The 24,161-nt window shown below is 50.0% G+C and carries 19 protein-coding genes and 1 tRNA gene; 13 read left to right on the top strand and 7 right to left on the bottom strand.

Features of this window, described 5'->3' with window-relative positions; genetic code table 11:
* Positions 1-181: 181 nt before the first annotated feature.
* On the bottom strand, positions 182-1,069 hold the full coding sequence (gene sigJ, locus AC0YN0_RS05325) for an RNA polymerase sigma factor SigJ (RefSeq protein ID WP_475820329.1): 888 nt from the start codon (positions 1,067-1,069) through the stop codon (positions 182-184).
* A gap of 168 nt (positions 1,070-1,237) precedes the next feature.
* Between sigJ and AC0YN0_RS05320 the strand changes: the two genes are divergently transcribed.
* Positions 1,238-1,993 (top strand): SDR family oxidoreductase, encoded by a 756-nt coding sequence (locus AC0YN0_RS05320; protein WP_475820328.1) that lies wholly within the window; start codon positions 1,238-1,240, stop codon positions 1,991-1,993.
* A gap of 105 nt (positions 1,994-2,098) precedes the next feature.
* On the opposite strand, the gene AC0YN0_RS05315 is transcribed toward AC0YN0_RS05320, so the two are convergent.
* Positions 2,099-3,067, bottom strand: a complete 969-nt coding sequence (locus AC0YN0_RS05315) for an AraC family transcriptional regulator (protein WP_475820327.1) — start codon at positions 3,065-3,067, stop codon at positions 2,099-2,101.
* Between the two features lie 194 nt (positions 3,068-3,261).
* On the opposite strand from AC0YN0_RS05315, the gene AC0YN0_RS05310 reads away from it, so the two are divergent.
* The 3 genes from AC0YN0_RS05310 to AC0YN0_RS05300 all read left to right on the top strand — a co-directional run bounded on the left by AC0YN0_RS05310 (position 3,262) and on the right by AC0YN0_RS05300 (position 6,293).
* Complete coding sequence (locus AC0YN0_RS05310) at positions 3,262-4,665, top strand: MFS transporter (protein ID WP_475820326.1); 1,404 nt, start codon at positions 3,262-3,264, stop codon at positions 4,663-4,665.
* Between the two features lie 155 nt (positions 4,666-4,820).
* Positions 4,821-5,573 (top strand): pirin family protein, encoded by a 753-nt coding sequence (locus tag AC0YN0_RS05305; RefSeq protein WP_475820325.1) that lies wholly within the window; start codon positions 4,821-4,823, stop codon positions 5,571-5,573.
* Positions 5,574-5,606: 33 nt separating this feature from the next.
* Complete coding sequence (locus AC0YN0_RS05300) at positions 5,607-6,293, top strand: Dph6-related ATP pyrophosphatase (protein ID WP_475820324.1); 687 nt, start codon at positions 5,607-5,609, stop codon at positions 6,291-6,293.
* Between the two features lie 265 nt (positions 6,294-6,558).
* Here AC0YN0_RS05300 and AC0YN0_RS05295 read toward each other — a convergent pair whose 3' ends face one another.
* Positions 6,559-7,353, bottom strand: coding sequence for a DUF4352 domain-containing protein (locus tag AC0YN0_RS05295; protein WP_475820323.1), 795 nt, complete (start codon positions 7,351-7,353; stop codon positions 6,559-6,561).
* A gap of 529 nt (positions 7,354-7,882) precedes the next feature.
* Between AC0YN0_RS05295 and AC0YN0_RS05290 the strand changes: the two genes are divergently transcribed.
* A complete protein-coding gene (locus tag AC0YN0_RS05290; protein WP_475820322.1) occupies positions 7,883-8,482 on the top strand; it encodes a hypothetical protein in 600 nt (199 codons plus the stop codon).
* 549 nt (positions 8,483-9,031) lie between these two features.
* Here AC0YN0_RS05290 and AC0YN0_RS05285 read toward each other — a convergent pair.
* Positions 9,032-11,569 (bottom strand): adenosylcobalamin-dependent ribonucleoside-diphosphate reductase, encoded by a 2,538-nt coding sequence (locus AC0YN0_RS05285; protein ID WP_475820321.1) that lies wholly within the window; start codon positions 11,567-11,569, stop codon positions 9,032-9,034.
* Positions 11,570-11,849: 280 nt separating this feature from the next.
* On the opposite strand from AC0YN0_RS05285, the gene AC0YN0_RS05280 reads away from it, so the two are divergent.
* From AC0YN0_RS05280 to AC0YN0_RS05270, 3 genes are all read left to right on the top strand, one after another.
* Positions 11,850-13,706 (top strand): DEAD/DEAH box helicase, encoded by a 1,857-nt coding sequence (locus AC0YN0_RS05280; RefSeq protein ID WP_442049161.1) that lies wholly within the window; start codon positions 11,850-11,852, stop codon positions 13,704-13,706.
* Positions 13,703-14,644 (top strand): YqhG family protein, encoded by a 942-nt coding sequence (locus AC0YN0_RS05275; protein WP_475820320.1) that lies wholly within the window; start codon positions 13,703-13,705, stop codon positions 14,642-14,644. The genes AC0YN0_RS05280 and AC0YN0_RS05275 overlap by 4 nt, the downstream gene beginning before the upstream one ends.
* A 162-nt stretch (positions 14,645-14,806) precedes the next feature.
* Positions 14,807-15,751 carry a hypothetical protein gene (locus AC0YN0_RS05270; protein ID WP_475820319.1) on the top strand — a complete coding sequence of 315 codons (945 nt, stop codon included), beginning with the start codon at positions 14,807-14,809 and terminating at the stop codon, positions 15,749-15,751.
* Here AC0YN0_RS05270 and AC0YN0_RS05265 read toward each other — a convergent pair.
* Positions 15,713-15,952 carry a YqzE family protein gene (locus AC0YN0_RS05265; protein WP_475820318.1) on the bottom strand — a complete coding sequence of 80 codons (240 nt, stop codon included), beginning with the start codon at positions 15,950-15,952 and terminating at the stop codon, positions 15,713-15,715. The genes AC0YN0_RS05270 and AC0YN0_RS05265 overlap by 39 nt on opposite strands.
* A gap of 133 nt (positions 15,953-16,085) precedes the next feature.
* Here AC0YN0_RS05265 and AC0YN0_RS05260 point away from each other — a divergent pair, with 133 nt between their 5' ends.
* Positions 16,086-16,793, top strand: coding sequence for an N-acetylmuramoyl-L-alanine amidase family protein (locus AC0YN0_RS05260; RefSeq protein ID WP_475820317.1), 708 nt, complete (start codon positions 16,086-16,088; stop codon positions 16,791-16,793).
* Here the strand turns inward: AC0YN0_RS05260 and AC0YN0_RS05255 are convergent.
* Entirely contained in the window at positions 16,758-17,591 is an 834-nt protein-coding gene (locus AC0YN0_RS05255) for a divergent polysaccharide deacetylase family protein (RefSeq protein ID WP_475820316.1), read from the bottom strand. The genes AC0YN0_RS05260 and AC0YN0_RS05255 overlap by 36 nt on opposite strands.
* Before the next feature lie 135 nt (positions 17,592-17,726).
* Here AC0YN0_RS05255 and AC0YN0_RS05250 point away from each other — a divergent pair.
* Positions 17,727-17,813 (top strand) — tRNA-Leu (locus AC0YN0_RS05250).
* A 137-nt stretch (positions 17,814-17,950) separates the two neighbouring features.
* On the opposite strand, the gene AC0YN0_RS05245 is transcribed toward AC0YN0_RS05250, so the two are convergent.
* The gene (locus tag AC0YN0_RS05245; protein ID WP_475820315.1) at positions 17,951-20,041 is read right to left on the bottom strand and encodes a catalase; all 2,091 of its coding nucleotides are present in this window, start codon (positions 20,039-20,041) and stop codon (positions 17,951-17,953) included.
* 557 nt (positions 20,042-20,598) lie between these two features.
* Between AC0YN0_RS05245 and AC0YN0_RS05240 the strand changes: the two genes are divergently transcribed.
* The 3 genes from AC0YN0_RS05240 (at position 20,599) to AC0YN0_RS05230 (ending at position 24,129) form a co-directional block, all read left to right on the top strand.
* Complete coding sequence (locus AC0YN0_RS05240) at positions 20,599-21,903, top strand: sugar ABC transporter substrate-binding protein (protein ID WP_475820314.1); 1,305 nt, start codon at positions 20,599-20,601, stop codon at positions 21,901-21,903.
* Between the two features lie 88 nt (positions 21,904-21,991).
* On the top strand, positions 21,992-23,299 hold the full coding sequence (locus AC0YN0_RS05235; RefSeq protein WP_475820313.1) for a carbohydrate ABC transporter permease: 1,308 nt from the start codon (positions 21,992-21,994) through the stop codon (positions 23,297-23,299).
* Positions 23,296-24,129, top strand: a complete 834-nt coding sequence (locus AC0YN0_RS05230; RefSeq protein ID WP_475820312.1) for a sugar ABC transporter permease — start codon at positions 23,296-23,298, stop codon at positions 24,127-24,129. Before AC0YN0_RS05235 ends, AC0YN0_RS05230 begins: the two co-directional genes overlap by 4 nt.
* Positions 24,130-24,161 lie beyond the last annotated feature (32 nt).

Here is a 24,161-nt window from a genome sequence, read left to right as displayed (position 1 = left end):
CCGTTCAAAGATCGTGCATATTTTTTCCATTATTTACGGAGATCATGCATGGCATTGATTATTGCAAGCAAAAACAAAGCGACCGCCTCCCATTCGAACATGGAGAAGCGATCGCTATATGAATAACTGCAGACTATCGGCCCTTGCGCCGAATCAGCCGATTAATGGCTTATGAGTTGATTCAAGAAACGCCAATGACAGGAAATGCCCGAAAACGCTGCAGCTTGTCCGGGTTACGGACTACATGCAGCTTTTGCGCCTTACCTCCCTCGACATGAATCATCGCAACGGTATGAACCCCCTCTGCCGAACCAAATATAAGAGCTGACACCCCGTTGACCAGAACGATTTCGATCCTTGCATTGCCCTTGACCATCGAAGCCTGACGCAGCGGACCTAGCAGAAGCTGCGCGACCAGCTCGCGTGTTTCGACCGGCACATAGGAGGCACTTACTTTGCCGCCCCCGTCGGAGACAAGGACGACGTCCTGAGCCAGCATTGACTTAATCTGATTCAAATCGCCTTTTTTGAGCGCTCCCATGAATTTTGCGACCCATTTATGACTGGCTTCTTCGGAATGGATCGGTTCATCCGGCGCAATTCCCATTTTCGTTCTCGCGCGGCTAAGCAGCTTGCGGCAATTCTGTTCGCTTTTATCGATTAGCTCGCCTACTTCGCGATACTCGAAGCCAAGTGCTTCGCGCAGAACGAAGACCGCCCGTTCCGACGGGGATAACCGCTCGAGAAGCACAAGCATCGCATAGGACAACAAATCGTCTTGAACAACCTGTTCGATGGATTGCTCGTCCTCCGAACTCAGGAACGGTTCCGGCAGCCATTCTCCATAATAGATCTCGCGCTTTTTCATTGCTGATTTTTGCAAATCCTTGCAACGATTCGTGACCATCCTGCACAAATAGGCTTTAGGGTGCTCCACCTGTTCCGGCGGCACATCGTATATTTTCAAAAAAACGTCCTGCAGCACATCCTCCGCGTCAGACGCTGATCCCGTTAGCTGATAAGCAAGTTTAAACAAAAGCCCTTTATATTTCCCGTACCACTGCTCCATTCTTCCGCCTCCGTATCATTCATTCTTTCTAGCCTTAGACAAAACGAGGACTCTTTTTGTGACATTTAACGATTCTGCGTTTTTTCGTAAAGCCGGGTCGAATATTGTCACGGAACGGAATAGAGCGTCGTCTTATTTATGCAGCGGTTAAAAATGAGGAGGATTTGTATGAAAATCGTAGTTATAGGCGGCACTGGCCTTATCGGATCTAAACTTGTAAGCCAGCTTTCTGAGATCGGCCACGAGGTGGTCGCGGCATCGCCATCGAAAGGCATTAATGCGGTTACCGGCGAAGGACTTGCCGAAGCGCTTAGAGGCGCCCAGGTTGTCGTGGACGTCGCGAACTCCCCGTCGTTCGAGGACGATGCGGTTTTGGCATTTTTCGAAAAGTCGACCCAAAACCTGTTGGCGGCCGAAGCGGAAGCAGGAGTAAGGCATCATGTGGCTTTGTCCGTGGTCGGTACGGAAAAGCTGCTCGATAGCGGTTATTTCCGTGCGAAAATGGCTCAGGAAAATTTAATCAAGGCTTCTTCGATTCCTTATACGATCGTCAGAGCAACGCAGTTTTTCGAGTTTATCAATAGCATTGCTTACGTGGCTACCGAAGGAAATACGGTCACTTTGCCTAATGCCCTCGTACAGCCAATTGTATCCGACGACGTCGCCGCGGCGTTGGTCGACTTTGCGCTCGAAACGCCGGTCATAGGCATGGTTGAGCTCGCCGGTCCGGAACGGATGCGTATCGACGAGCTGGTCGGGCGTTACTTGCGAGCAGAGAAAGACAAGCGCCAAGTTGTGGCCGACGATAACGCGTTATATTTCGGCACAAAGCTGAACGACCACTCGCTCGTTCCTAGCGGCAACGCGCGTTTGACGACAACAACGCTCGAAGTTTGGCTTAGCCGTACGATCGTTACATCGTAATCAGACAAGCTTTTTTTAAAAAAGGGGCAGTATCCCGCGGAAACCGGGAGACTGCCCCAAAACGCGTTGTCGCGCTTTCAAGATCAAGCATTTTTGTTGCTATTGTCAACCATCCTCGAATCCCCCGGTCCAAGAAGATTCCCTCAACGCTTTGATATCCTGCAAGGGAGGCAGGCCGAACAGCCTCCGGTACTCCCGATTGAATTGGGACGGACTTTCATAGCCTACTGCGGATCCGGCCATTGTCGCTCCGACGGAACCGCTTAGCATCAGGCGTCTGGCTTCCTGCAGACGCAGCTGCTTCTGGTACTGCAATGGCCCCATCGTCGTGATCGCTTTGAATTTATGATGCAACCCGGAGACGCTCATATTGCACATTAACGCGAGCTCTTCCACGGTAAATGGACGTTCTACATTTTGTCTGATCCATTGGATCGCCTTTCCGACGCCATCCGCATTATGATCGAAGATCGTCTTTTGGAAAAACATATGCCCGAAATCGCCTGACAGCAAGGTATATATCATTTCTTTCTTGATCAAATCGGACAGAAACCGAATGTCTTTAGGCTTGTCGATCAAATTCAGCAACCGTAAAAAGATGTCCAGCAACCCGGCATCCGACTTGCCGATAAAAGCTCCGGCTCCGGGACCTCTCCATTTCGACTCCGCGACGATTTCCGCCTCCATCGCCACGGATGCGATTTCTTGCGCCGTAAAATCGATTCGCAGCCCCATGTAGGGCGAATCCTTCGTAGCGCCTATGACTTGGGCAGAAGCCGGCATATCGATCAGCGATGCCAAATAATCTCCCGCCGAGTAACGAAACATGTCTTGTCCAAGATACAGCTTCTTCTGCCCTTGAAGGATCAGACAAAAAGAAGGAGTCAATACGCCCGGATTGCGAACCGTTTCGCGACTATGTTTGACGACGGAAAGAAAGGGAACCACGGTAGGTGTTCGGCCATCCGCGATCGCGATCCGATCCGCCGCAGCAATGAGGCGTTCTAACCGATTTCCTTGTATTTCAGCGGTTTTCCCTTGTTCATTACGATCTTCCATTGTGTGATGCAGCATATGATCCCTCCCCCCGTCCTTCACTGAAATTATAGGATCAACGTCATACATTGTAAAGTGAAGCTTGAGGACAAGTTTTAATAAGAATGCAGCTTTAGGCAATTTTACGACAGGAACGGTCTACTCCCTCCCGGCGATCCCGCCTATACTGTTTCCTAGAAAGATAAACTTTACTTAAGGAAGGAACTTGCTTAATGAATCAATCTAAATGGATCATTTTAGCCATTATCATTACCTGTCAGCTTATCGTCGTACTCGATGCTTCCATTATGGTAACGGCCATACCGGAAATCGGCCGGTCGCTCCGCATGTCGACGACCAGCTTGACTTGGGTCCAGAACAGCTATATTTTGGCGTTTGGCGGCTTCCTGCTGCTTGGTGCCCGGGCTGGGGATCTTTTGGGGCGCAGAAGAATGCTTGTCGCGGGCATTGGATTATTTTCGCTTACCTCGCTGCTGGCAGGTTTGGCGCCGACAGCCGAATTTTTGCTTATCTCCCGTGCATGCCAAGGTTTCGCGGCTGCGTTGGCCACGCCCGCTGCTCTTGCCTTGCTGTCGGCCAGCTTCGTAGAGGCGAAGGAACGTTCGAGAGCGATCGCGATGTACAGCGCGGTATCGGCTGCCGGCGGCAGTGTCGGCCTCATCCTCGGCGGATTTTTTACCGATTTCATTTCTTGGCGCGTAGGGATGTTTATTAATGTACCCATTGGATTGGCATTGGTGTATCTGGTACAGAAGTTTATTCAAAAAACAGATTCGAGAGCCGGGCGGTTCGATCTTTGGGGAGCGTTGACGTCCGTAATCGGCATGACTTCGTTGGTTTACGGCTTAGTTCAAGCTGCCGATCATGGCTGGAGTGGGCTTGAAACGTGGACTTGGCTTGCAACAGGAATTGTTTTGTTGACTGCATTCGTTCTAATCGAAGCCAGAGCGGCAGAACCGATCGTCCCGCTCCGGTTGTTCGCGAACCGCCAGCGGTCCGGTGCTTATCTTGGAAGGTTCTTGGTCGTGTGCGGCAATTTTTCGCTCTTTTTCTTTATCCCGCAATATTTGCAAAACGTCCTCGGCTTCAGTTCGTTCGAAGCAGGCTTAGCCTTCCTGCCGTTTACGGGAGCCCAATTCGGGATGATGTACCTGATACCTGGGTTGGTGCAACGTTTCGGGAATCGAAATGTGTTGACAGCCGGCATGCTATTGGTCATCATCGGCACGCTCTGGACGAGCCAAATCGTCTCGTTGCAAGCTCATTTCTTTCCGCTGATGTTCATTCTATTGGCCGTCATGGGCATAGGATCCGGCATGGTATTCCAACCGCTCACCTTTATGGGACTCTCGGATGTCGAACCTAAAGATAGCGGTGCAGCTTCGGGTTTAATCAACGTCGCGCATCAAAGCGGTTCCTCGTTTGGTTTGGCTGTGCTCATAACCGTATTTAACGCAGCGGACTCTGCGGATCAACCATCGAAGCTGCAATTCGCCAACGCCGTATCCCACTCCATATCGGGATCGGCAGCTTTTGTCGCAGCGGCCCTTGTCGTGTCGCTGCTTTGTTTTCTGCCGGCACGCAACAGGTTTCAACGACATGTCCGCTCTGAATAAGAGCTGACCCTTTCGGATTGGAAATAGACTGCTCGCCTCGGATGCGGCAGATCGGATATGTGCACTTCCCAACAGCTGCTTCTGTGTTCATAATAAAGAGAACGACAAGCAAAAACGATTGCGAATACAGACTATTGATATGAGGAGCCCAAAATATGCTACGAATCCTTCGATCAAATGAGACGCCGATAGTGGGAAGAGATCCTTTCAAGCTGCGCATGATTCGTCCCGGCCGAATCTTCCAGAAAAAGGGGGTTGATCTGGCATTCGGTCCCCTTGGCCGTATCGATCACGCTTTTCTTGACACAGGAACGGTCGTTGGCATGCATGAGCACCGCAATGATGAGATATTCAGTTATTTGTGGCGAGGGACGATGGTTCATGAAGATTCGTCGAACGTCAAAACAGCTAACTCACCTAAGAAGCTCATGATGATGAACGCAGGCAGCAGTTTCTTTCATCAAGAATCTGTGCCCAGCGGACAGGTAGAAATGCTTCAAATTTTCATCCGCCCCGAGAAAAAAGATTTAACGCCAGGCATCCAATTCTATGAACGTCCCGAGTCATTCGCAAATGGCGAATGGAACCTATTAGCCGGACCTCAGGAGTTAAATGCGCCGCTAACGATCCGACAACGAGTGGCCGTTTATGACATACATGCGAACGCTGGCTTGGAAATCAACATTCCTTCTGTACCAGGAATGACGGCTTTGGTTTATGTCATGGACGGAAATGTGACCGTAGATGAGGTTGAACTATACAAGGGCGACGCGATCTCCGACTTGGAAGCAGCGCTGCCAACTTTTCGATCGACTACCGATACGACACTGGTTGCTTTTTTGGTCGACATGGACGCCCCCGCTACCTTGTCGGGATGGTTTAGCGGTTTAGGCGAGGGTTACGAATAATTAAGAATAATATTAACTAGGAGCACAATAATAATGGAAACAATAGTCAACTGGAAGAATGGCGCGCATGGCCATACATTTATAGCTTCTTTTAGCGGTGGCAAGGATAGCATGCTGGCTCTGTATAAATCTATGAAAGTTGGAGAACCGCTCGGACTCATCGTCATGCTGGAGGAAGAAGGAAAACGTTCCAGATCCCACGGCATGCCTCCCGAGCTTATCCGCGCCCAAGCTGAATCGATCGGCTTGCCCGTATATACGGCGGCTGCAAGTTGGGATGATTATGAATCCGTGTTTATTGGCCTATTGGAACAAGCGAAGCGCCAAGGAGCAGAAGTGTTAGTAACAGGGGACTTGGATATGCCTGTTGATGGCTGTTGGCATGACAAGGTAACTCAAAATGCCGGCTTAAAGCTTGCAATGCCGCTATGGGAGATGGACCATTATGAAGCTGTCACCGAATTTATAAATCTAGGATTCGTATCCATCCTGGTCACTGTAAATTTATCGTTAGGGATGCGGGAGGAAGATTTGGGACAAACGCTCACTCACGAATACATAAAAGAACTGCTAGCTCGCGGGATTGACCCATGCGGAGAAGGCGGCGAGTTTCACACTACCGTAATCAATGGCCCGCTCTTTAAACAGCCTATTCCTGTTCAAAGAGGCAGCATTGTTAAGCACGGCGATTATGCCTTTTTGCCTTTGGAGCTGTTATGATTCATTGAAATGTAATTTATTATACGATAATCTGTATCCGATGCCCTCATTGAACGAGCAGGGTAACGGGCAAGTGAAAGCTTACGAAGGCAAAAAAATAGGAGGGGCGTGATCCCCTCCAGATGTCACTATCGCTTGCTCATTCATTTGAGATATTTTACTGGGCGTTCGATCCCCGATATTCAGTTCGTAGTTAGAGGCTTCACCTAGCCTCACTAACTCACCCGTTATCCTATTAACGATAAAATCGTTACGTCCTACTTCACTACTTCTTCAGTAAAATTTGTCCTTGCTCAGTACCCCAAAATCCCGTCTGTACATTAAGGGCTAGATTAGTCGCCGTCGCTACTTCAGGGGCAACGTCGAATGCTATCAGTGCATCATATTGTAAGCCGGGATTGATGGACTGAAAGAACAACGTTTTGTCACCGTTAAGATAGAAGTCCGCTGTCGCATCAGCTTCATATTCAATATCACCCTGCAGTAACTTGAAGAATGACGTATCTGTAGTAATCGCTTCCTTACCTACATTCTTAACGGATAACTTCAGGATAATGTATGTTCCTGCCGCTTCTTGAACCAGGAAATCAGATCCGATCGATTCGGTCGTTTCTATGCCATGAACAGCGAACAGCACGTCACCTACCTGTAGAGTGTCACCGATCTTAGCGAGTTTAGCAGCTTCTTCTTCGGCCTTACGTTTTGCTTCCGCTTCAGCGGCAGCTTTTTCTTCAGCTTCCTTTTTAGCTTTAGCATCAGCATCCGCTTTTGCTTTAGCTTCCTTTTTAGCTTCTTCATCGGCTTTGTCAGCGTCTAGCTTTTCTTGCTTTGCACGAAGCTCATCGCCTGTAAGCTCAGCAGACACCGAGGACGTAGGTTCATCTGGAATAGCAGAAGACGCCGCAATCATTAGAACAAAACATGCTGTTCCTGCAATGACTGTATAACGTAATGAGTGCCGATGATTCTTGAACAACTTTCGACGAAGCGGAGGTACACAAAGGACAACGATTAAGAAAAGCCAAGCAAATGAGAAGATAGTTAGGAAAAACTGTGCCATGAATGATTATCCCCTTCGATATGTAGTTTTACAAAGATCGAATCCCCACCATCAGAACTAGAGATTAGTTCAATTGTCCTAATAAGAATAACCTAAATCATACCGTTTGAGCAAGGTTTTGTATGTATATCACCCAGGTCACCTCGACGTTGAAAATCAGATTTTATGTTATCACCTAAGTCTGGACTCTCTTCTCGGCCGTTTTCACGTCTCTATTATTATTTCATATCGATTTTTGACCTGAACCGCATATATTGTCACGCTAATCAAGTTGGGTTCGGGCTCAAGAATGTTTCTAGTACCACACCGTAAGTCGCGAATGATTTTCTATACGCAGCATCAGTTGACGGTAAGAAATCTAACATTTTTCTAAAGAATTCTTCCGATTTTTTATTCATAACCACCAACTCCCCAGTCTAAACAGTCTTATTGCATTCTCTAAATCATCTTTTAAAGCTTTCGTTGAATAATCTTCCAATATTTGCGAAAATAGAGCTAATACTAGTCGCATATATTAGGAGGAAATAGCTTGAAAAAGTTATTATTCGTTATCTCTACGCTCATCGTAATAACAGCTTGTAGTAATAACGCAGACCCAACGCCGATAGACGCAGCAACGTTAACACCTGTAGCCACGATCGAGCCGACAGACACACTTACCGCAACGCCTACGGAAGCGCCTGTCTCTGTAAAGCCGTACGTTAACGCAAGTGACGTCGCGGATAAGAGTCTGGAAGAAGTCGCTGCCATTCTCGGTGAACCGTTATTCACGGAAAATATTACGTTAGCGCTAGGCCCGGACGCTATCGAAATGTCGATAACTAAGAATTTCTATGTTGAAATGTTAGAAGACGAAGAGGACGCCGAGTTCGGGCGCGTTGAAATCATGTTTATTGATGGTGGGGCGCGTTGGATTCGTGTAAATTTCAGAACCGAAGAATACAATAAAGATGATCGTACATCGAATCTTCCATTTATTGGCCTAAAGCAAACGGAGCTAAATGGGAATGGCCCAATATCAGTGTCCGGACGTGGCGTAGAAGGATTTTATTTCGTTGAGGTGCACGACATCGGGCCAGGCGGCGAGGGAACCGTAAAAGTAATAACGCAGGAAAAGTACAGCCAATAAATCACGGGCACTCAACGTCATCACGACGAAGGGTGTCTGTTTGGTGTACGTCTAATCTCTGTCCAAGCATTTTGAAAGAGTAATATAGCTGCAATAATATGAAGGATCATACCCACTAAAGGAATCCAACCCAATATGCTTACAGCTAGTCCAAACAAATTTGGGGATAGAGGACGTCCGCGTCGCTTTGAATTACGAATCGATACTGCATGTGTGAAAAAAGCAAAAAACAGTAAGGAGTAGCCAGATGATAAGATTAGTGATGCACCAAGGAAGGGAATGCCCAATAACGCTTCAAACGCCCCCTGGCCTAAACGAGTAACAATGATATAATAATTTCTTTGCTTTTGACCTCCGAATAATAGCCGCTTTTTAGAAAATATTCGACTGATAGTTTTAATATCCTCCAATAATTTTCAGCTACATTACTCTAACTTGTCTACCAAAGTAACACGCGCATCGATTCCGTTCAAGAGTTCGGTCAGCCGTTGGCTTCCACTACAACGGGAGACGACGATTATTTTCGGCTCCCGTGCAAAGGACATATGTCTAGTTACACTTGCTATACCCACACGTACTGCACTGTTTGCAGCCCTCTATATTAATAAGAGTGGCCGAGCCGCAAGACGGACACAAATCTATGGATGTCTTTGCTCCACGCTCATCATATGGAGCAGCTTGGATAGCCGGAGCTACTGGAATTTCGACCGTTGCCGCATACTCCTCAGAGCCTTCCGTATGAATCTCCAGCGCCTTTGCCACCGCATCGGCAATCGACTCTACCCGATTAACGCCGAATCCGATTGCACCCGATCCACCGATCCCTTTCAAATGCTTAATAAGCAGTTTCGACTTGTTGCCATGATCGCCATAACGAAGGAACAACGAGCAGACGCGACCTAGAGCTTCCGCCATTGCGAATACGTCCGAACCTGCCTTGCCGACATTTAAGAAAATCTCGGCTGGAGATCCGTTCAAGTCGTTGATCGTAATATAAGCCATACCGAACGGCGTGTTGACCTTATAGGTAGCACCCTTCAACACCTGAGGACGGCGTTTGTACTCGTTATCGAGTACTTGCTCCGTTTTGATAGATTGCGGTTCTACGATCTGAGGCTCAACAACTGCTTCCGTATTCGTAGAATTCTCCTCCTTCTTCGTAGACAGCACCTGCACATCGCGGCTACCGTCGCGGTAGATCGTTACGCCTTTGCAGCCTAGCTCGAACGCCAGCTCATACAGCCGTGCCGTCTCTTCCACGGTAAAGTCGGCAGGACAATTAGCCGTCTTCGAGATCGAGCTGTCCACCCATCGCTGTATCGCGGCTTGTACGCGAATATGATCCTCCGCCGACAAGCTCATCGACGTTACAAAATAATCGGGAAGTTCCTCACCCGGGTGCTCCTCTTTCCAATGCGCGGCAATCGGCACATATTGCTTGTCATGACCAAGTCGGCTTTGCCGGTAGTATTCGAATGCAAAGTACGGTTCAATCCCTGTCGAAGTGCCGACCATCGTTCCCGTGCTGCCCGTCGGCGCTTGCGTGATAACCGTCACATTTCTCATTCCGTTATCCTTAATCGCTTGACCAACCTCAGGGAACTGTTCGGTCATATTGCGCATAAATCCGCTTTGCAGGAAGGGCTCCGTCTCGAAAGCCTGGAACGATCCCTTCTCTCCCGCAATGTCTGCTGATGCCAAATAAGACTCTCTCGCTATAAAACCATACAACCTATCAAGGAATTGAAGCGATTCTGGACTTCCATAACGAATTCGCAGCTTAATCATCAATTCCGCAAGCCCCATTGTCCCAAGCCCAATACGGCGCTCAAGCTTCTGGTTCCGTTCATTTTCCTCAAAATGATACGGCGTCGTATCGATCACATTATCCAGAAAACGAACCGACCATCGCGTCACCTTGGCCAACTCATCCCACGCAACATCATCTTTCTCTTCATCATAAAATCTCGACAAATTGATTGCCGACAGGTTGCACACTCCCCATGCAGGAAGTCCTTGTTCTCCACAGGGATTAGTACTAATAATCGGATTAAAATACCAGCTGTTCGACATTTGGTTGTAATACTCCATGAAGACGACGCCGGGTTCTGCCGACTTCCAAGCCGATTCGATGATTGTCTGCCATACATCGCGCGCGCGAACTGTTTTATAATGAATAACCTTCTTGCCCATTCGGCGCCACGCCTCAAGATCGCCATTCCATAGCTCGTCGTAGCTTTCTTCCTTCGTATCCGGAAAAACAAGCTCCCAATCGAGGTCTTCCTTAACCGCATGCATGAACGCATTACTGACGCAGACGGACAGATTGGCATTCGTCATTTGACCCATTGATTGCTTAACTGTAATAAACTCTATCAAATCCGGATGCCAGTCATTGATCATAGCCATTAAGGCTCCCCTTCGGCTTCCGCCCTGCTCAATCAACCCCGTCGTATAACTGAACAGGCCTCCCCAAGAGACTGCCCCGCTGGATGAGCCGTTAACCCCTGCGACGATCGATCGGCGCGGACGGAGCGAGGATAGATTCATGCCGACACCGCCGCCGCGGGCCATAATTTCCGTCATTTCCGTGAGCGAGTTCATAATGCCGCCCCTGCTATCCTTCGGCGAGGGGATGACATAACAATTGAATAGAGTCAGCTCCTCGCTTGCACCAGCCCCTGCCGCAATCCTACCTCCAGGCACAAGCTTCCAATCGTCTAAAATAGATCGAAAGCGCTCCTGCCACTCCTTGCGTTTATCTTCTGTCAGCTCCGCGGAAGCCATTGCTTTCGCTAGACGATCCCACATTTCCTCCGGTGTTCGTTCTATCGTAAGCGACAGCTTCTCGGTTGTCGTATCGACCACATCGCCACTCCGCAGCCGCACCTTGACGCTGCCTCCGCTGCTTGACAACTCCGTAACCTCTCCTACCTCTTTGGTCGGAAACTTCGTATCATCCTTCGTCAAAACGAGCACCGTATCGCCGACTTTGACTTGACTGGCATCGGCTTGCTTCCATGCGTAACGATCCAAAAATATTTTCTCGCTAAGTCCCTCGAGTCTCGTTCCCTGTTCTGTACTCATTTCCGTCACAGTCTCCTCTCAAGCTCCATTTGCTTCGTCTTCCCTACGCTCGAATCCACCTAAATCACAATATATTGTGCCATAACCTTATTATACTATACTATATGTTGATCTACAGTTTTGTTTTCCTCGAATTTCCTACACGAACTCCGCTTACATGACATCTACCTCGCTCAAGCTTGTCCGCACTCTTTTTTATGAGCCATCTTATTAATCTTTGTTGAAAGGGCCATACTAATGACAACTTATGCCTAATCCATGCGGAAGGGAGCTGATCTCCATGTCATTTACGAACCAGCCACAGATTAGTTCAACCGATACGGGAATCTCTTACGTGACGAAAAAGCTCCATCCGCTAGTCGATCTGCAATACGATCGTTCCTGGTTCGACGAGCTTCAGAACCGCATTGCCAAAGGCGGTCCATGGGACGACTGGACACTCTATCAGCTTGCAATGGAAGCTGAGCAAGCGCGGCGAATTGAAAGCTTCGAACAGCTGCAATGCTTGCGTAGTCTACCCGAGTTCGAGCCGATGCCTCATCAGATCAGTACTGCGCGTAAAGTGCTGCACGAGATGGGAGGCAGAGCGATTCTCGCCGACGAGGTCGGCCTTGGCAAAACGATCGAAGCTGGCCTCGTGCTCAAAGAATATATGGTTCGCGGGCTTGTAAAGCGCGCGCTCATTCTCGTTCCCGCTTCTCTCGTGCTTCAATGGGTGCGGGAGCTGAATCAGAAATTCGGCATTTCTGCTGTTGCGCAGAAACGAGAGCATACCTGGGGTTATGACGTCGTCGTTGCCTCGATCGACACCGCGAAGCGCGACCCGCATCGCGAGCTCGTATTGAACACCGATTATGACCTCATCATTATCGACGAGGCGCACAAGCTCAAGAACAAGAAGACGACCAACTACCAATTCGCGAATCTGCTTCGCAAAAAATATTGTCTGCTGCTGACCGCGACGCCTATTCAAAATGATCTCGATGAGCTGTTCAATCTCATCACGCTGCTCAAGCCTGGCCAACTAGGCGGCCAAAGCGACTTCGCAGCCAACTTTGTTGTCGACAAGCGTCTTCCGAAAAATGAGGATCAACTGCAAGAAGCGTTGTCCGGGGTCATGATCCGCAATCGGCGCGGCGACGGAGGCATTCATTTTACGAAACGGGTCGTCCGCAACATCCCGCTCTACTTGTCCGAAGACGAGAAAGCGCTGTACGATGCCGTAACCGGCTTCGTTAAGGAGCGCTACGACGAGAGCGGAGGCGATCTGACCAGCATGCTGTCGCTCGTAACTTTGCAGCGTGAAGTATGCAGCAGCCGCGACGCCGTTTTCCTTACGCTTGTTAATTTGTTCAAGAAGACGAGCGAGGATTCGCCGATGCGTCCGAAGATTTGGGAGCTCGTCGAGAAAATCAAGAGCATCAAAGCGAATACGAAAGCCGAGAAGACGCTCGAGCTCGTGAAGGCTATGGATGAGAAGGTCATTATTTTCACCGAATATCGGGCGACGCAAGAGTATTTGCTGCAGTTCTTCCGTGCGCATAATATGATTGCCGTCCCGTATCGAGGCGGTATGAATCGTGGTAAAAAGGATTGGATGATGGATCTGTTCCGCGGCCGCGCACAGGTACTGATTGCGACGGAGGCTGGCGGTGAAGGCATCAATCTGCAGTTCTGCCACCACATGATTAACTTCGATCTGCCCTGGAATCCGATGCGCGTCGAGCAGCGAATCGGACGAGTGCACCGTCTTGGACAGACCGAGGATGTGAAAATATATAACTTGTGTACCCAAGGAACGATTGAAGAGCATATCGTGGGCTTGCTCCATGAGAAGATCAATCTATTCGAGCTCGTGATCGGCGAGCTGGATCATATACTAGAACGTTTCGAGAAAGGCGACGGCTCCATCGAGCAACGGCTGGCCCGTATGCTTCTGGAAGCGGGAAATGATCAGGATTTAAAGCGCCAGATGAGCGAGCTGGGCAGTTCGCTTAGTCAAATTCGCGGTGAGGTGCAATCAACGGCAACGGCTGGCGAGCCTCTAACTCCATCACGAACGCAATCGCATTCGCATTCTCATGAGCTGATTATCCACACGGACAAGCTCGGACAAACGGTGGAGGTGCGTCCATGAACGAGAAACAAGTTCATAAGTTCGTCAACCGGTATTTGGAAGCAACGGAATGCTCGATTTTGGAAAAGTCGCCGTCTCATTTCACTGTCAAGCTGTCCCCTTTTGCAGACCGCGAACTGACGAACCGCCCCTATTATTGGAGCTTCGTAGATCGGTTAGGCACGGAGCCGGAAACGATGACCTATCTGCTCGTTACCGATAAGCAGAAGTATGACGCGATGGAGAGCGACAAAGCAGCCGCTCCCCCCGCAGAAACAGAAGAGGATCAAGCGGCGAATGCGGCATTAAGCCGCTCCCTCGGGTTCGTTCACGGCAGCTTAGCGTCGAATGTCCGCGTGCCGCGCGAGGATCTTTATTTCGGATCGCGTAAGCTGGAGCAGCTGTTCGACGCGGCCAAGTCCAAGGGCAGCTTCGTCTATCTGTTCCAGGAGATGGACAAAAAAAGTCCGCATCCGTACAGCTCTTCTCCTTACACCGCTTGGCTAGCGGTCAATATGCGAGTCGAATTCGCTTGCGATCGCAAGCGCGAGGAAATTCATAGCTTTGGGGTATCGCTAGCCACTGGCTTATGCGTGGAGCAATTCCATGATCGTTTGGTGACGATGAAGCTTACGCCGCGTCTGCCTTCCAACATCCACATTACGCGCAACGGACTATCGTACAACAAAGCGATGAGTATCGTAGAAGCCGCGCTGGAACGCAAGCTCAAGAGCTACGATTACGGCTGGGCTGGTGAAGCGTCCGCAAGGCTTGAAGAAGAGCTGGCAAGAATCACAGGTTATTATGAGCCGCTGATCTCGAACGCCCTTGAAGAAACGAAGGCTGCTATCGAGGAGCAATTCGTTCAGCGGCAAGCCGAAATTCGTTGGCAATTCGAACCGCGCGTGACGGCATCCGCCATTAACTGCGGCATCATCCACCTCGAGGGCATCGATTGACAGTATTGTGACCACATTCGCATGGATACGTCAAAAAAAGGCGGTCGGAAGGCCGCCTTCGCCTGACAAGTTGCAACAGTCTTTTTGCTGCATGCAGCGTACAATTCTAGACATAGGACAGGCTTGTCCCTAATCGAGACAATGCGGAAGGGGGATCATTCCTTGCCACTTTTGAAATGGCGGAAAATTTTAGCTTCAGTTGCTTTGATCGGATTGCCGCTCTATTCCTTAGGTAGCTTCACCAATGTAAATTCTATTGTTGGGTTAGAAGGAATTCGTGCTAATGCAGCATCTGTTCAAGCAACGGCAATATCGGATGAAATTAGCGATCAAGCCCGTATCTTTGCCAATCAAATCGCATCAGAGCCACCGTTCACAAGCTGGAATCACGCGGACTTATCGATTACCGCTCTTGGACCGGGTATGCATAGCTGGCTTGTGCTTGTAAAGAATAATAAGCAAACCATTGTCGGATATATGGTATTGAATGCGTTGGAAGAGGGAGGTTATCAATTAGGGGAGTACGGCTTAAGCAGCGAGCCTCTATTCGGCGGACAATCTTTGGAGCATTCTATGCTCCAGCTAGGACTTAGCAAGCCCGAAGGCACCGATAAGGTTAATGCAGACCGTATTTACATTCACCCTCTGCTTGCCGCTTGGAAAATAACGTCCGACAATACCCCCTATTACACCGATGCTGCGACCGGCGAGCAATTGCCCGTTACCGCTGAAGGCTGGGAATCTTCTGCCGAGACCGAACAAGCGCAAGCTGCCCTATTCCAAGCTCATACCGACCAAAAGCTGCAAAAATCACATTCGATCGCTTCGTTCGATCCATACGCCAAGCTGTCTTGGTTAACGAATAAGCCGTTGGACATAAATCCACTCAAATACTCATCTTTGCTCGTCAAAATAAATGGCCAACAACAGCTGCGGTATATCGCCGAGCGGTTCGATGGCCAAATGTTTTATGCCTGGTCTGTTGTCGGCTATCACAGCTGGACAAGCGGGCATGCTTATATCGCTTTGGAAGCTGGCGAGGACAGCGGGCTGCGCCGCTACATTCCGCTACAGCTCTTGTTGGGGCTTGGCTCTTTTTATAGCTGAGACGCTCTGACGCTCCGCCCTTATTTTCCACCAAATCATCAAGCTCGCCGGTCCCCATCCAAACCAACGCGTCAGCCACGGCTCCCTCAATGCTTTGGCTGACGATTTCGTTTGTTTCCGCTGTTCCTTCGGTGTCTCCATATAAGTCACGAATTGCTCCGCCACGAAAGTTGCGAATTCTTTACCGCCTTTGATAGCCATTGCGATCACTCCTCCAGCCCATTTTGTTCATGTTATAAGCTTTCCCCGCCTGCTCCCAACATAAACATGCATGAGTTTTCCTCCGATAAGCCACGATAAGCGTATCACTTTACGCGATGGAGGAATTCCCGTTATGCACCGTTCCCTGCTTATTTGCCTAATCGCCTTATTACTGCTGGCATCCAGTTCTTCGCAATCGGCGGCTGCGATGCCGTTCCAGCCTGTCATATCGGAGTCGGGGTTTGATTGGGCGCTTCCGAACACCGTCGTCATCATCGACGTTGGTCACGGAGGCGTCGACGGAGGCGCTTCTTACGGCGATATGCTGGAAAAAGATATTAATCTCGCAGTAGCCCATAAGCTGTATGCGATCTTGCGGGCGCAAGGCATTGCTGCCGTTATGAACCGTACAAGCGATTATGCGCTTAGCGAAGACAATCGTTGGCATATTAGCCGGTCCCGCCATCGCAAAGACTTGTCCCAGCGAAGGCAATTAACCGAAGAGATCGACAGCGAGCTGCTGGTCAGCCTTCATGTCAACTCAACGAAGAACAAGTCCAAGTACGGTCCGCTTGTGCTGCATCAGACTAGCGGCGAGAGCGCTCTGCTTGCGTTCTGTATACAGGATGCGCTTAATAGACAGCAAAACACTCAGTTTTTGCCGCGCGAGGGTAAGCCCTTCTATTTGCTGCGCCGCGTTCAGCAGCCGTCTGTTATCGTAGAGATGGGCTTCATCAGCTCCGAAAGGGATCGCGTTATGTTAACCGACCCGGTCAAGCAGCAAGAAATCGCCGAAGCAGTCGCTTCAGGGATTCGGCAATATAAATGGATCGCCCGCTGAGCCGCTCACAAGTGCGGACAACTTCACGAACTGCACGTCGGATTGCATGAGTGGAATCGAATGTTTGAGCACGGAAGCCGTCTTCAATCCCGAAGGGCCTACATGACCGATCGTAACGCCGATCGTATGTGATTCCATATGCTTGCGCAGCAGCGATATTTGCTTTGAAATATGCTGTTCCGTATACACATCGTCCAAAAACACGTCATTGGATACGAGTGGTACGCCTAGCTCTCCTGCAATCTTGGGAACAACCGTCTTGTACGTGGTGCGGCTGTCTAGGAAAAACAAGCCGCGCTCCTTGCAGACGCTAAGGACAATACGCATCATGCGCTCGTCAGCCGTCACCTTCGAGCCCATATGATTGTTCATGCCGACTGCATAAGGCACATCGTCGATCGCCGCTTCCACCCGCTTCCGAACCTCTTCGTCGGATAGATCAGTCGTGAGCGCGCCTGGACCCAGCCATTTTTTAAGCCCTTTATTCGGCTCCATCGGCATATGGACGATGACATCATGTCCCATCTTATGCGATTGCTCGGCATCCTGCTTCGTCGTAGGCAGGAACGGCATGATGGCTGTCGTGAACTTCACCGGCAGCTTCATCATTTCCTCCGTGCCTGTCATCCCGTTGCCGAAGTCGTCAATGACGATAGCAACCAACCGTTTTTGCGGATCTGAAGTCTCGGAATCCACTCGATATGCGCTCGCATTTGCTTGCCTGAAAGCTAATGAACATAAGGCTAAAGTGATTATAAGTATACGTATACTTATGCCGTACTTGCGTTGTTTCAACATAACTGTTCCACCATTCTGCTTTTTTACTTCATTGTTTGTGTAAAGGAAGAAAAATATGCTGAATATTATAACTTTAACCAAACAGTTGACTCATGACTGCACGCCATGCTAACATAAGAAACGTAATTAAGGCATGCGGTCGTGGCGGAATTGGCAGACGCGCTAGATTCAGGTTCTAGTGGTGTAACAGCCGTGGAGGTTCGAGTCCTCTCGACCGCACCAACTTTTATAATCAACAAGCTCGCAATATTGCTCTAGCAGCGATTGCGGGCTTTTTTATTTTCTTGAAAAAGCATACAAAAGGGACAAACGCCATTATGGTGAATGTCCCTTTTGTTTGTCGTCCTTCACGCCTTAATCTACTTCACCTGTTGCGGTTGCAATACTCGATCCCAATGGCGATGCTGTGCAACCCCATCAATGAACGATGTAAAGAACGCTGCATCGGCACTCTCTTCGCCGTTGAGCAACACGCCTGCCGGCTGCGCCCCGTTGCTTCCTGCCTCATGTGCCGCACCGGCGGCAATTAGCAGCCGGACACCGTCTCCTACGGCAGCAATCGTCTTATAATGCTGGAACGCTTCGCGGACGAAACCTGCCGAAGCGATATCACTTAGCAGCTCGTCAACGCCCTGTGCTCCTCCAGCTACATAGACGGCGTCGTACAGAACGGAAGCTGCAGTGAGCAGCGATTGCTGCGGCTCGATCAGCGTGCCGTCGTTGCCGCTTACGGGCGCGAGCGTTTTGCTCACAATGTCCGCCGTTACTTTCGCCGCGGTCAACGCCTTCAACAACCCCTGTACCTCTGCCGTATGGTAACCTGTTCCGAGCATCACCGCAACCTTGCGTGTAGCAGCTGACTTCGCCTTTGTCATCATGCTAAGGGCAGGAGAAATGGCTGTTGGCTCTGTCGCAACGCCCTTGGTCGCATTCGCTCCGATGCCTTCGGCTATCCGCTCTGCTAGCTCCTCCGCCACATGGCTGAAGACATCCACAACTCGCTGCCTAACCTGCTTGGACATCACTTTCCCAAGCTCGAAGCGGAAGGCGTTTACGATCTGGTTTTGCTCGATCGGCGACATGCTATGCCAGAACATCGACGCCTGGCTGTAGTGATCCTCAAAGCTATCGCTTCTTGCCTTGATCTTCCGCCCGTCTACCTTCTCCTCATAATGACGGTAGCCGCCTTCGCTTGGCGGTACTGGCGCTGGATCATTGTTCGCTAGGCCATTCTTATGATAGCTCGTCTGTCCCGGATTAATCGTCATCCGGTGCATGCCGTCCCGTTGATTGTTATGTACCGGCGCGATCGGTCGGTTGATCGGAATTTCCGCGAAGTTCGGTCCCCCTAGGCGAAGCAGCTGCGTATCAGTGTACGAGAACAGCCGACCTTGCAGCAAGGGATCGTTCGTAAAGTCAATGCCGGGTACGAGATGTCCGACATGGAAGGCAACCTGCTCTGTTTCCGCGAAAAAATTGTCCGTATTCCGATTCAGCGTCATTTTGCCAACGATTCGTACGGGGACGATCTCCTCCGGCCATAGCTTCGTCGCGTCCAATATATCGAAGTCAAAGCTGAACTCATCCTCTTCCTTCAGTATTTGAACGCCAAGCTCGAATTCGGGATAATTGCCCTGCTCGATCGCATTCCACAAGTCGCGGCGGTTGAAGTCCGGATCCTTGCCGGCGATCTTCTGCGTCTCGTCCCACACTAGCGAATGAACGCCAAGCTTTGGCTTCCAATGGAACTTGACGAAGTGAGACTTTCCTTTCTCATTAATGAATCGGAACGTATGCACGCCGAACCCTTCCATCATACGGAAGCTGCGAGGCAGCGCCCTTCCTGACATAACCCACATAATCATATGGGCGGTCTCCGTATTCGTGCCTACGAAATCCCAGAATGTATCATGAGCCGATGAGGCTTGAGGAATCTCATTGGGGGGCTCAGGCTTTACGGCATGGATAAAGTCGGGGAACTTTACCGCGTCCTGAATGAAGAACACCGGCATATTGTTGCCGACAAGATCGTAATTGCCTTCCTCTGTATAAAATTTCACCGCAAAACCGCGCACATCGCGCACCGTATCGCTTGAGCCGCGAGATCCTGCTACGGTAGAGAATCGGACGAACAGAGGCGTGCGAAGCGACGTATCCGTCAAGAACTTGGCTTTCGTGAACTCCGCAAGCGATTCGTACAGTTCGAATTCGCCATGCGCGCCGAACCCTCTAGCATGCACGACACGCTCAGGAATACGCTCATGATCGAAGTGCGTCATTTTCTCCCGGAAGTGGAAGTCCTCCATTATTGTCGGACCGCGCGGACCAACCTTCAGGGAATGCTCATCATCCTCGATCCGCAAGCCTTGATTCGTCGTTAAAGCCTCGCCTTGATCCGTAACGCGATAGGCATTTAGTTGCTTTTGCTTGGCGTTGTCCTTATCATTCATTTGCACATTCCCCCTCTTCAAGATTAGGCATAGTATCCGCCACATCAGGATCATTTATCCTGTTATTCCCATATGAAGCTCTCTGTCGATAATTCCGATAAAGCTCGCTAGCGAACGATTATACGAGAGCATCGTTTTGTCTATCGATGAGGTTCTCGTTCCAAGGAGCAAGCAAAACATGCAAGAAACTGAGAAATAGCCATTTTAACCCATGAAATCCAAGAGAATGGCCTATAATATTGCCAAATTGAACGAATTTGGATGATAACGATGTTTGCAAGCGCTTTAAACAGCATTATATAATGGGGGCGTAATAGTAAATAGTTAGGACATCAGGAACATGTTATAAGACAATATGAAGGCGATGTTACCTGTTAAGGTACAACCTCGTGCACGCTATGTGTAATCGAGGCTGTGCCTTTTTGTGTTGTCCACCAAAGAGAGGAAGGTGCGCCCGTCAGTATCGCTCCGGCCTACGACAAGCAACGAATCAACCTTCCCTGCCGCCGGATTGATTCGCAATACCTGTTTGCCAAACCTATCGAAGGGGTGTTCTTATGTTAAAAAGATCAAAATGGTTTTCCCTGTTTGTCAGCATGATGCTCGTCTTCGCCCTCGCCGCATGTAACTCAGCCGGCAACAATGGCAATGAAGGCAATCCCGCTCCTGCCACCAATGCGCCAACCAATGAAACGGCAGAGGAAGGCAACACGGATGAGCTAGTGCCGGAGAAAGGCGCAAAGCTGGTCGTGTGGGAAGCACAGGAGCAGCAAGCCTATATGCAGGAGGTCGGCAAAGCGTTCGAAGAGAAATACGGCGTGCCTGTTTCTGTCGAAGTTGTGACAGGCGGCGATCAAGGCGCTAGATTGACGACGGATGGCCCGTCCAAGACGGCTGCAGACGTATTGACTCTGCCGCATGATCAGATCGGTCTGGCAGTGAAAGCAGGCTTGCTCCTGCCGAACGAAGTGTTCGAAGAAGAGACGCGGACGAACAATGTAGAGACGGCCGTCACGGCATCTTCCTTCGACAACGTGCTGTACGGCTATCCGAAGTCGGTTGAGACGTATGCAATGTTTTACAACAAGGACATCCTGCCGGAGCCTCCGAAAACATGGGATGAAATCATCGCATTCGCCGACACCTTCAACGATCCCGCGCAGAAGAAATACGCAATTATGTGGGAATTCGTCGGCTACTATACGTATCCGTTCATCGGCAGCTACGGCGGCTACATGTTCGGCGACAACAATACGAACGCGGACGATATCGGCTTGAACAAAGGCGACGTCGTTCAGGGCTTCGAGTTTCTGCGCAAGTTAAAGTCGATCTTGCCGATGAATGCAGGAGATATAACGTATGACGTCAAAACACAGCTGTTCCAAGAAGGCAAGCTGGCGCTGAACATCGACGGTCCTTGGTCGGTCGCAGCGTTCAAGGACAAAGTGAATTTGGGCGTCGCTCCGCTTCCGAAGTTTCCGAATGGCAACGACTCGATCTCGTTCTCGGGCGTGAAATCCTATTACGTCAACTCCTATACGCCGTATCCTGTCGCTGCTCATCTGTTCGCGAACTTCGCCAGCAGCAAAGAAAACCAGCTCAAAAACTATCAAATGACTGGTGCGATTCCTACGAACCTGGAAGCAGGCGAAGATCCACTCATTAAGGACGACCCGATTACGAGCGGTTTCTTCCTGCAATTCGCCAATTCGGTGCCGATGTCTTCCGTACCTGGCGTAGACCTTGTATGGGAAGCACTGAAAGCTACCTTCATCGCACTGTGGGACGATACGAGTCTTGATATTAAGACAACGCTCGACAATATGGTCCAAACGATTAAGGACGGTATGAGCGCAAGGTAACGAGTATTTAAAAAACGGCCCATTCGCCCGCTCCTGCAATAGGTGCGGACGAGGGGCCGTATCCTGCGAGAAAAGAGGCTGCTGCCCCATGACCAACCGACGCGCGGGCGCGATATTATCGGCCCTGCTGATAGGCTCTGGCCAGCTCTACAACAGGCAATGGCTGAAAGGCTTATTGTTTGCGGCTTTAGGCCTGACGAGCATTTACTTCTTCATCTTCGAGCTTTTTGACCTACTCCGAGGATTAATTACGCTTGGCGACCGTCCGAGCGGATTCATGAAAGTCGGCAAAATGACGCGCCTTGTCGAAGGCGACCATTCGATCTTCATGCTGATCAAAGGACTTGTTGCCTTAATAGCGGCTTTGCTCATTCTTTGCTACTACGTATTGAACATTCGCGACGCTTATCTCGTCGGCAAGCTCCGGGACAACGGCGGCAAGCCGAACCGCTTCAAGGAATCTCTGACGATGCTAGGACAGAAGCATTTTGCTTATTTGGTGCTGCTTCCCCCGTTTATTGCCATCGCTTTCTTGACCGTTCTGCCGCTTATTTTCTCGATTCTGCTCGCCTTCACGAATTACGCGGATCCAATCCTTCCGCCAGCCAATCTCGTCGACTGGGTCGGGTTCGATAATTTCATGAAAATGATCAATATGAAGGTATGGAGCAAAACGTTCGTTGGCGTACTCCAATGGACGATCGTATGGGCAATCCTCGCTACGGTCACGACCTATCTAGGCGGCGTCGTCGTTGCGGTGCTCATCCATCAGCCGGGCGTGAAGTTCAAGAAGTTTTGGCGGACGGCGCTTATTATACCGTTCGCTATTCCGAATATGATCTCGCTGCTCGTTATGCGCAATATGTTCAACAATCAATTTGGTCCTGTGAATGATTACTTGCGGGCGATCGGACTGAATGGCCTCCCTTGGCTGACCGATCCGTTCATGGCGAAAGTAACCGTCGTACTCGTCAATATGTGGATGGGGATCCCGATTACGATGATATTGGCATTTGGCGTTCTGACGACGATTCCCCGCGATCTTTACGAAGCCTCGGATGTCGACGGAGCGGGGTCGCTGCAGAAGTTCCGCTACATTACGATGCCGATGGTGCTGTTCGCTACGGCTCCGGTGCTCATCATGAATTTTGCGGGCAATATTAACAACTTCAACGTCATCTACTTGCTTACGGGCGGCGATCCCGTTAACGTCGGTTATCAATTTGCAGGCCATACCGACTTGCTTGTAACGTGGCTTTATAAGCTGGCGCTTAACCAGTCGCAATTCAGCTTTGCGTCCGTAATCGGCATTTTCATCTTTATGTTCATCGCCTCCTTCTCCATCTGGAGTTATACGCGGACGCGATCCTACAAAGAGGAGGATATGATCCATTGAGACTCTCATCGGCCAAATGGAAATTAGGCGCTACCTACCTCCTATTAACGATACTTACGGTCATCAGCATTTATCCGGCATTATGGATATTGTTATCCTCGCTGAAGACTGGCAACAGTCTGTACAGCGAGTCCTTTATCCCTAGTGAAATGACGCTCCAGCATTATTACGATTTGTTCGAAAAAACGAAGTACGGCACTTGGTTTCTCAATACGCTTAAGGTTGCCGTCTTCTCGACCATGATTGGAACATTTCTTCTTCTTATCACCTCTTACGCCATCTCTCGCTTCCGGTTCGCCGGTCGCAAAACGACGCTTAAAATATTTCTTGTGCTGCAGATGTTTCCCGGCTTCATGGCGATGATCGCGATCTTCGTCCTATTGAATTCCATCGGCTTGCTGGACTCCCATTGGGCGCTCATTCTCGTCTACAGTACGGGCGCGATCATTACGAACGTTTTCGTGGCCAAAGGTTTTTTCGACACGATTCCGAAGAGCCTTGAGGATGCGGCCCGCATCGACGGCGCAAGCCATCTGAGAGTGTTCATGGGCATCATCGTTCCCTTATCAACACCGATGCTGACCTATGCCAGCCTCATGATCTTCAATGGCGCCTTCGTCGACTTCATCTTCGCCGATCTCATCCTCCGCACGGAGGAGCAGCGCACGCTTGCTGTCGGGTTGTATCGTATGGTCAGCCAGCGCAACTCGACGGAGTTCACGATGTTCGCTGCCGGCGCCGTCCTTGTCGCCGTGCCCGTGACGATGCTGTTCCTATTCTTGCAGCGTTTCTTAATTGAAGGGTTAACGGCAGGCGCTTCGAAAGGCTGAATGTGGACGAAAAAAGGAGGTGCCCCAAAAGC

The sequence above is a fragment of the Paenibacillus sp. J22P218 genome (assembly GCF_056269195.1).
This window is presented reverse-complemented; position numbering and strand designations above follow the sequence as displayed.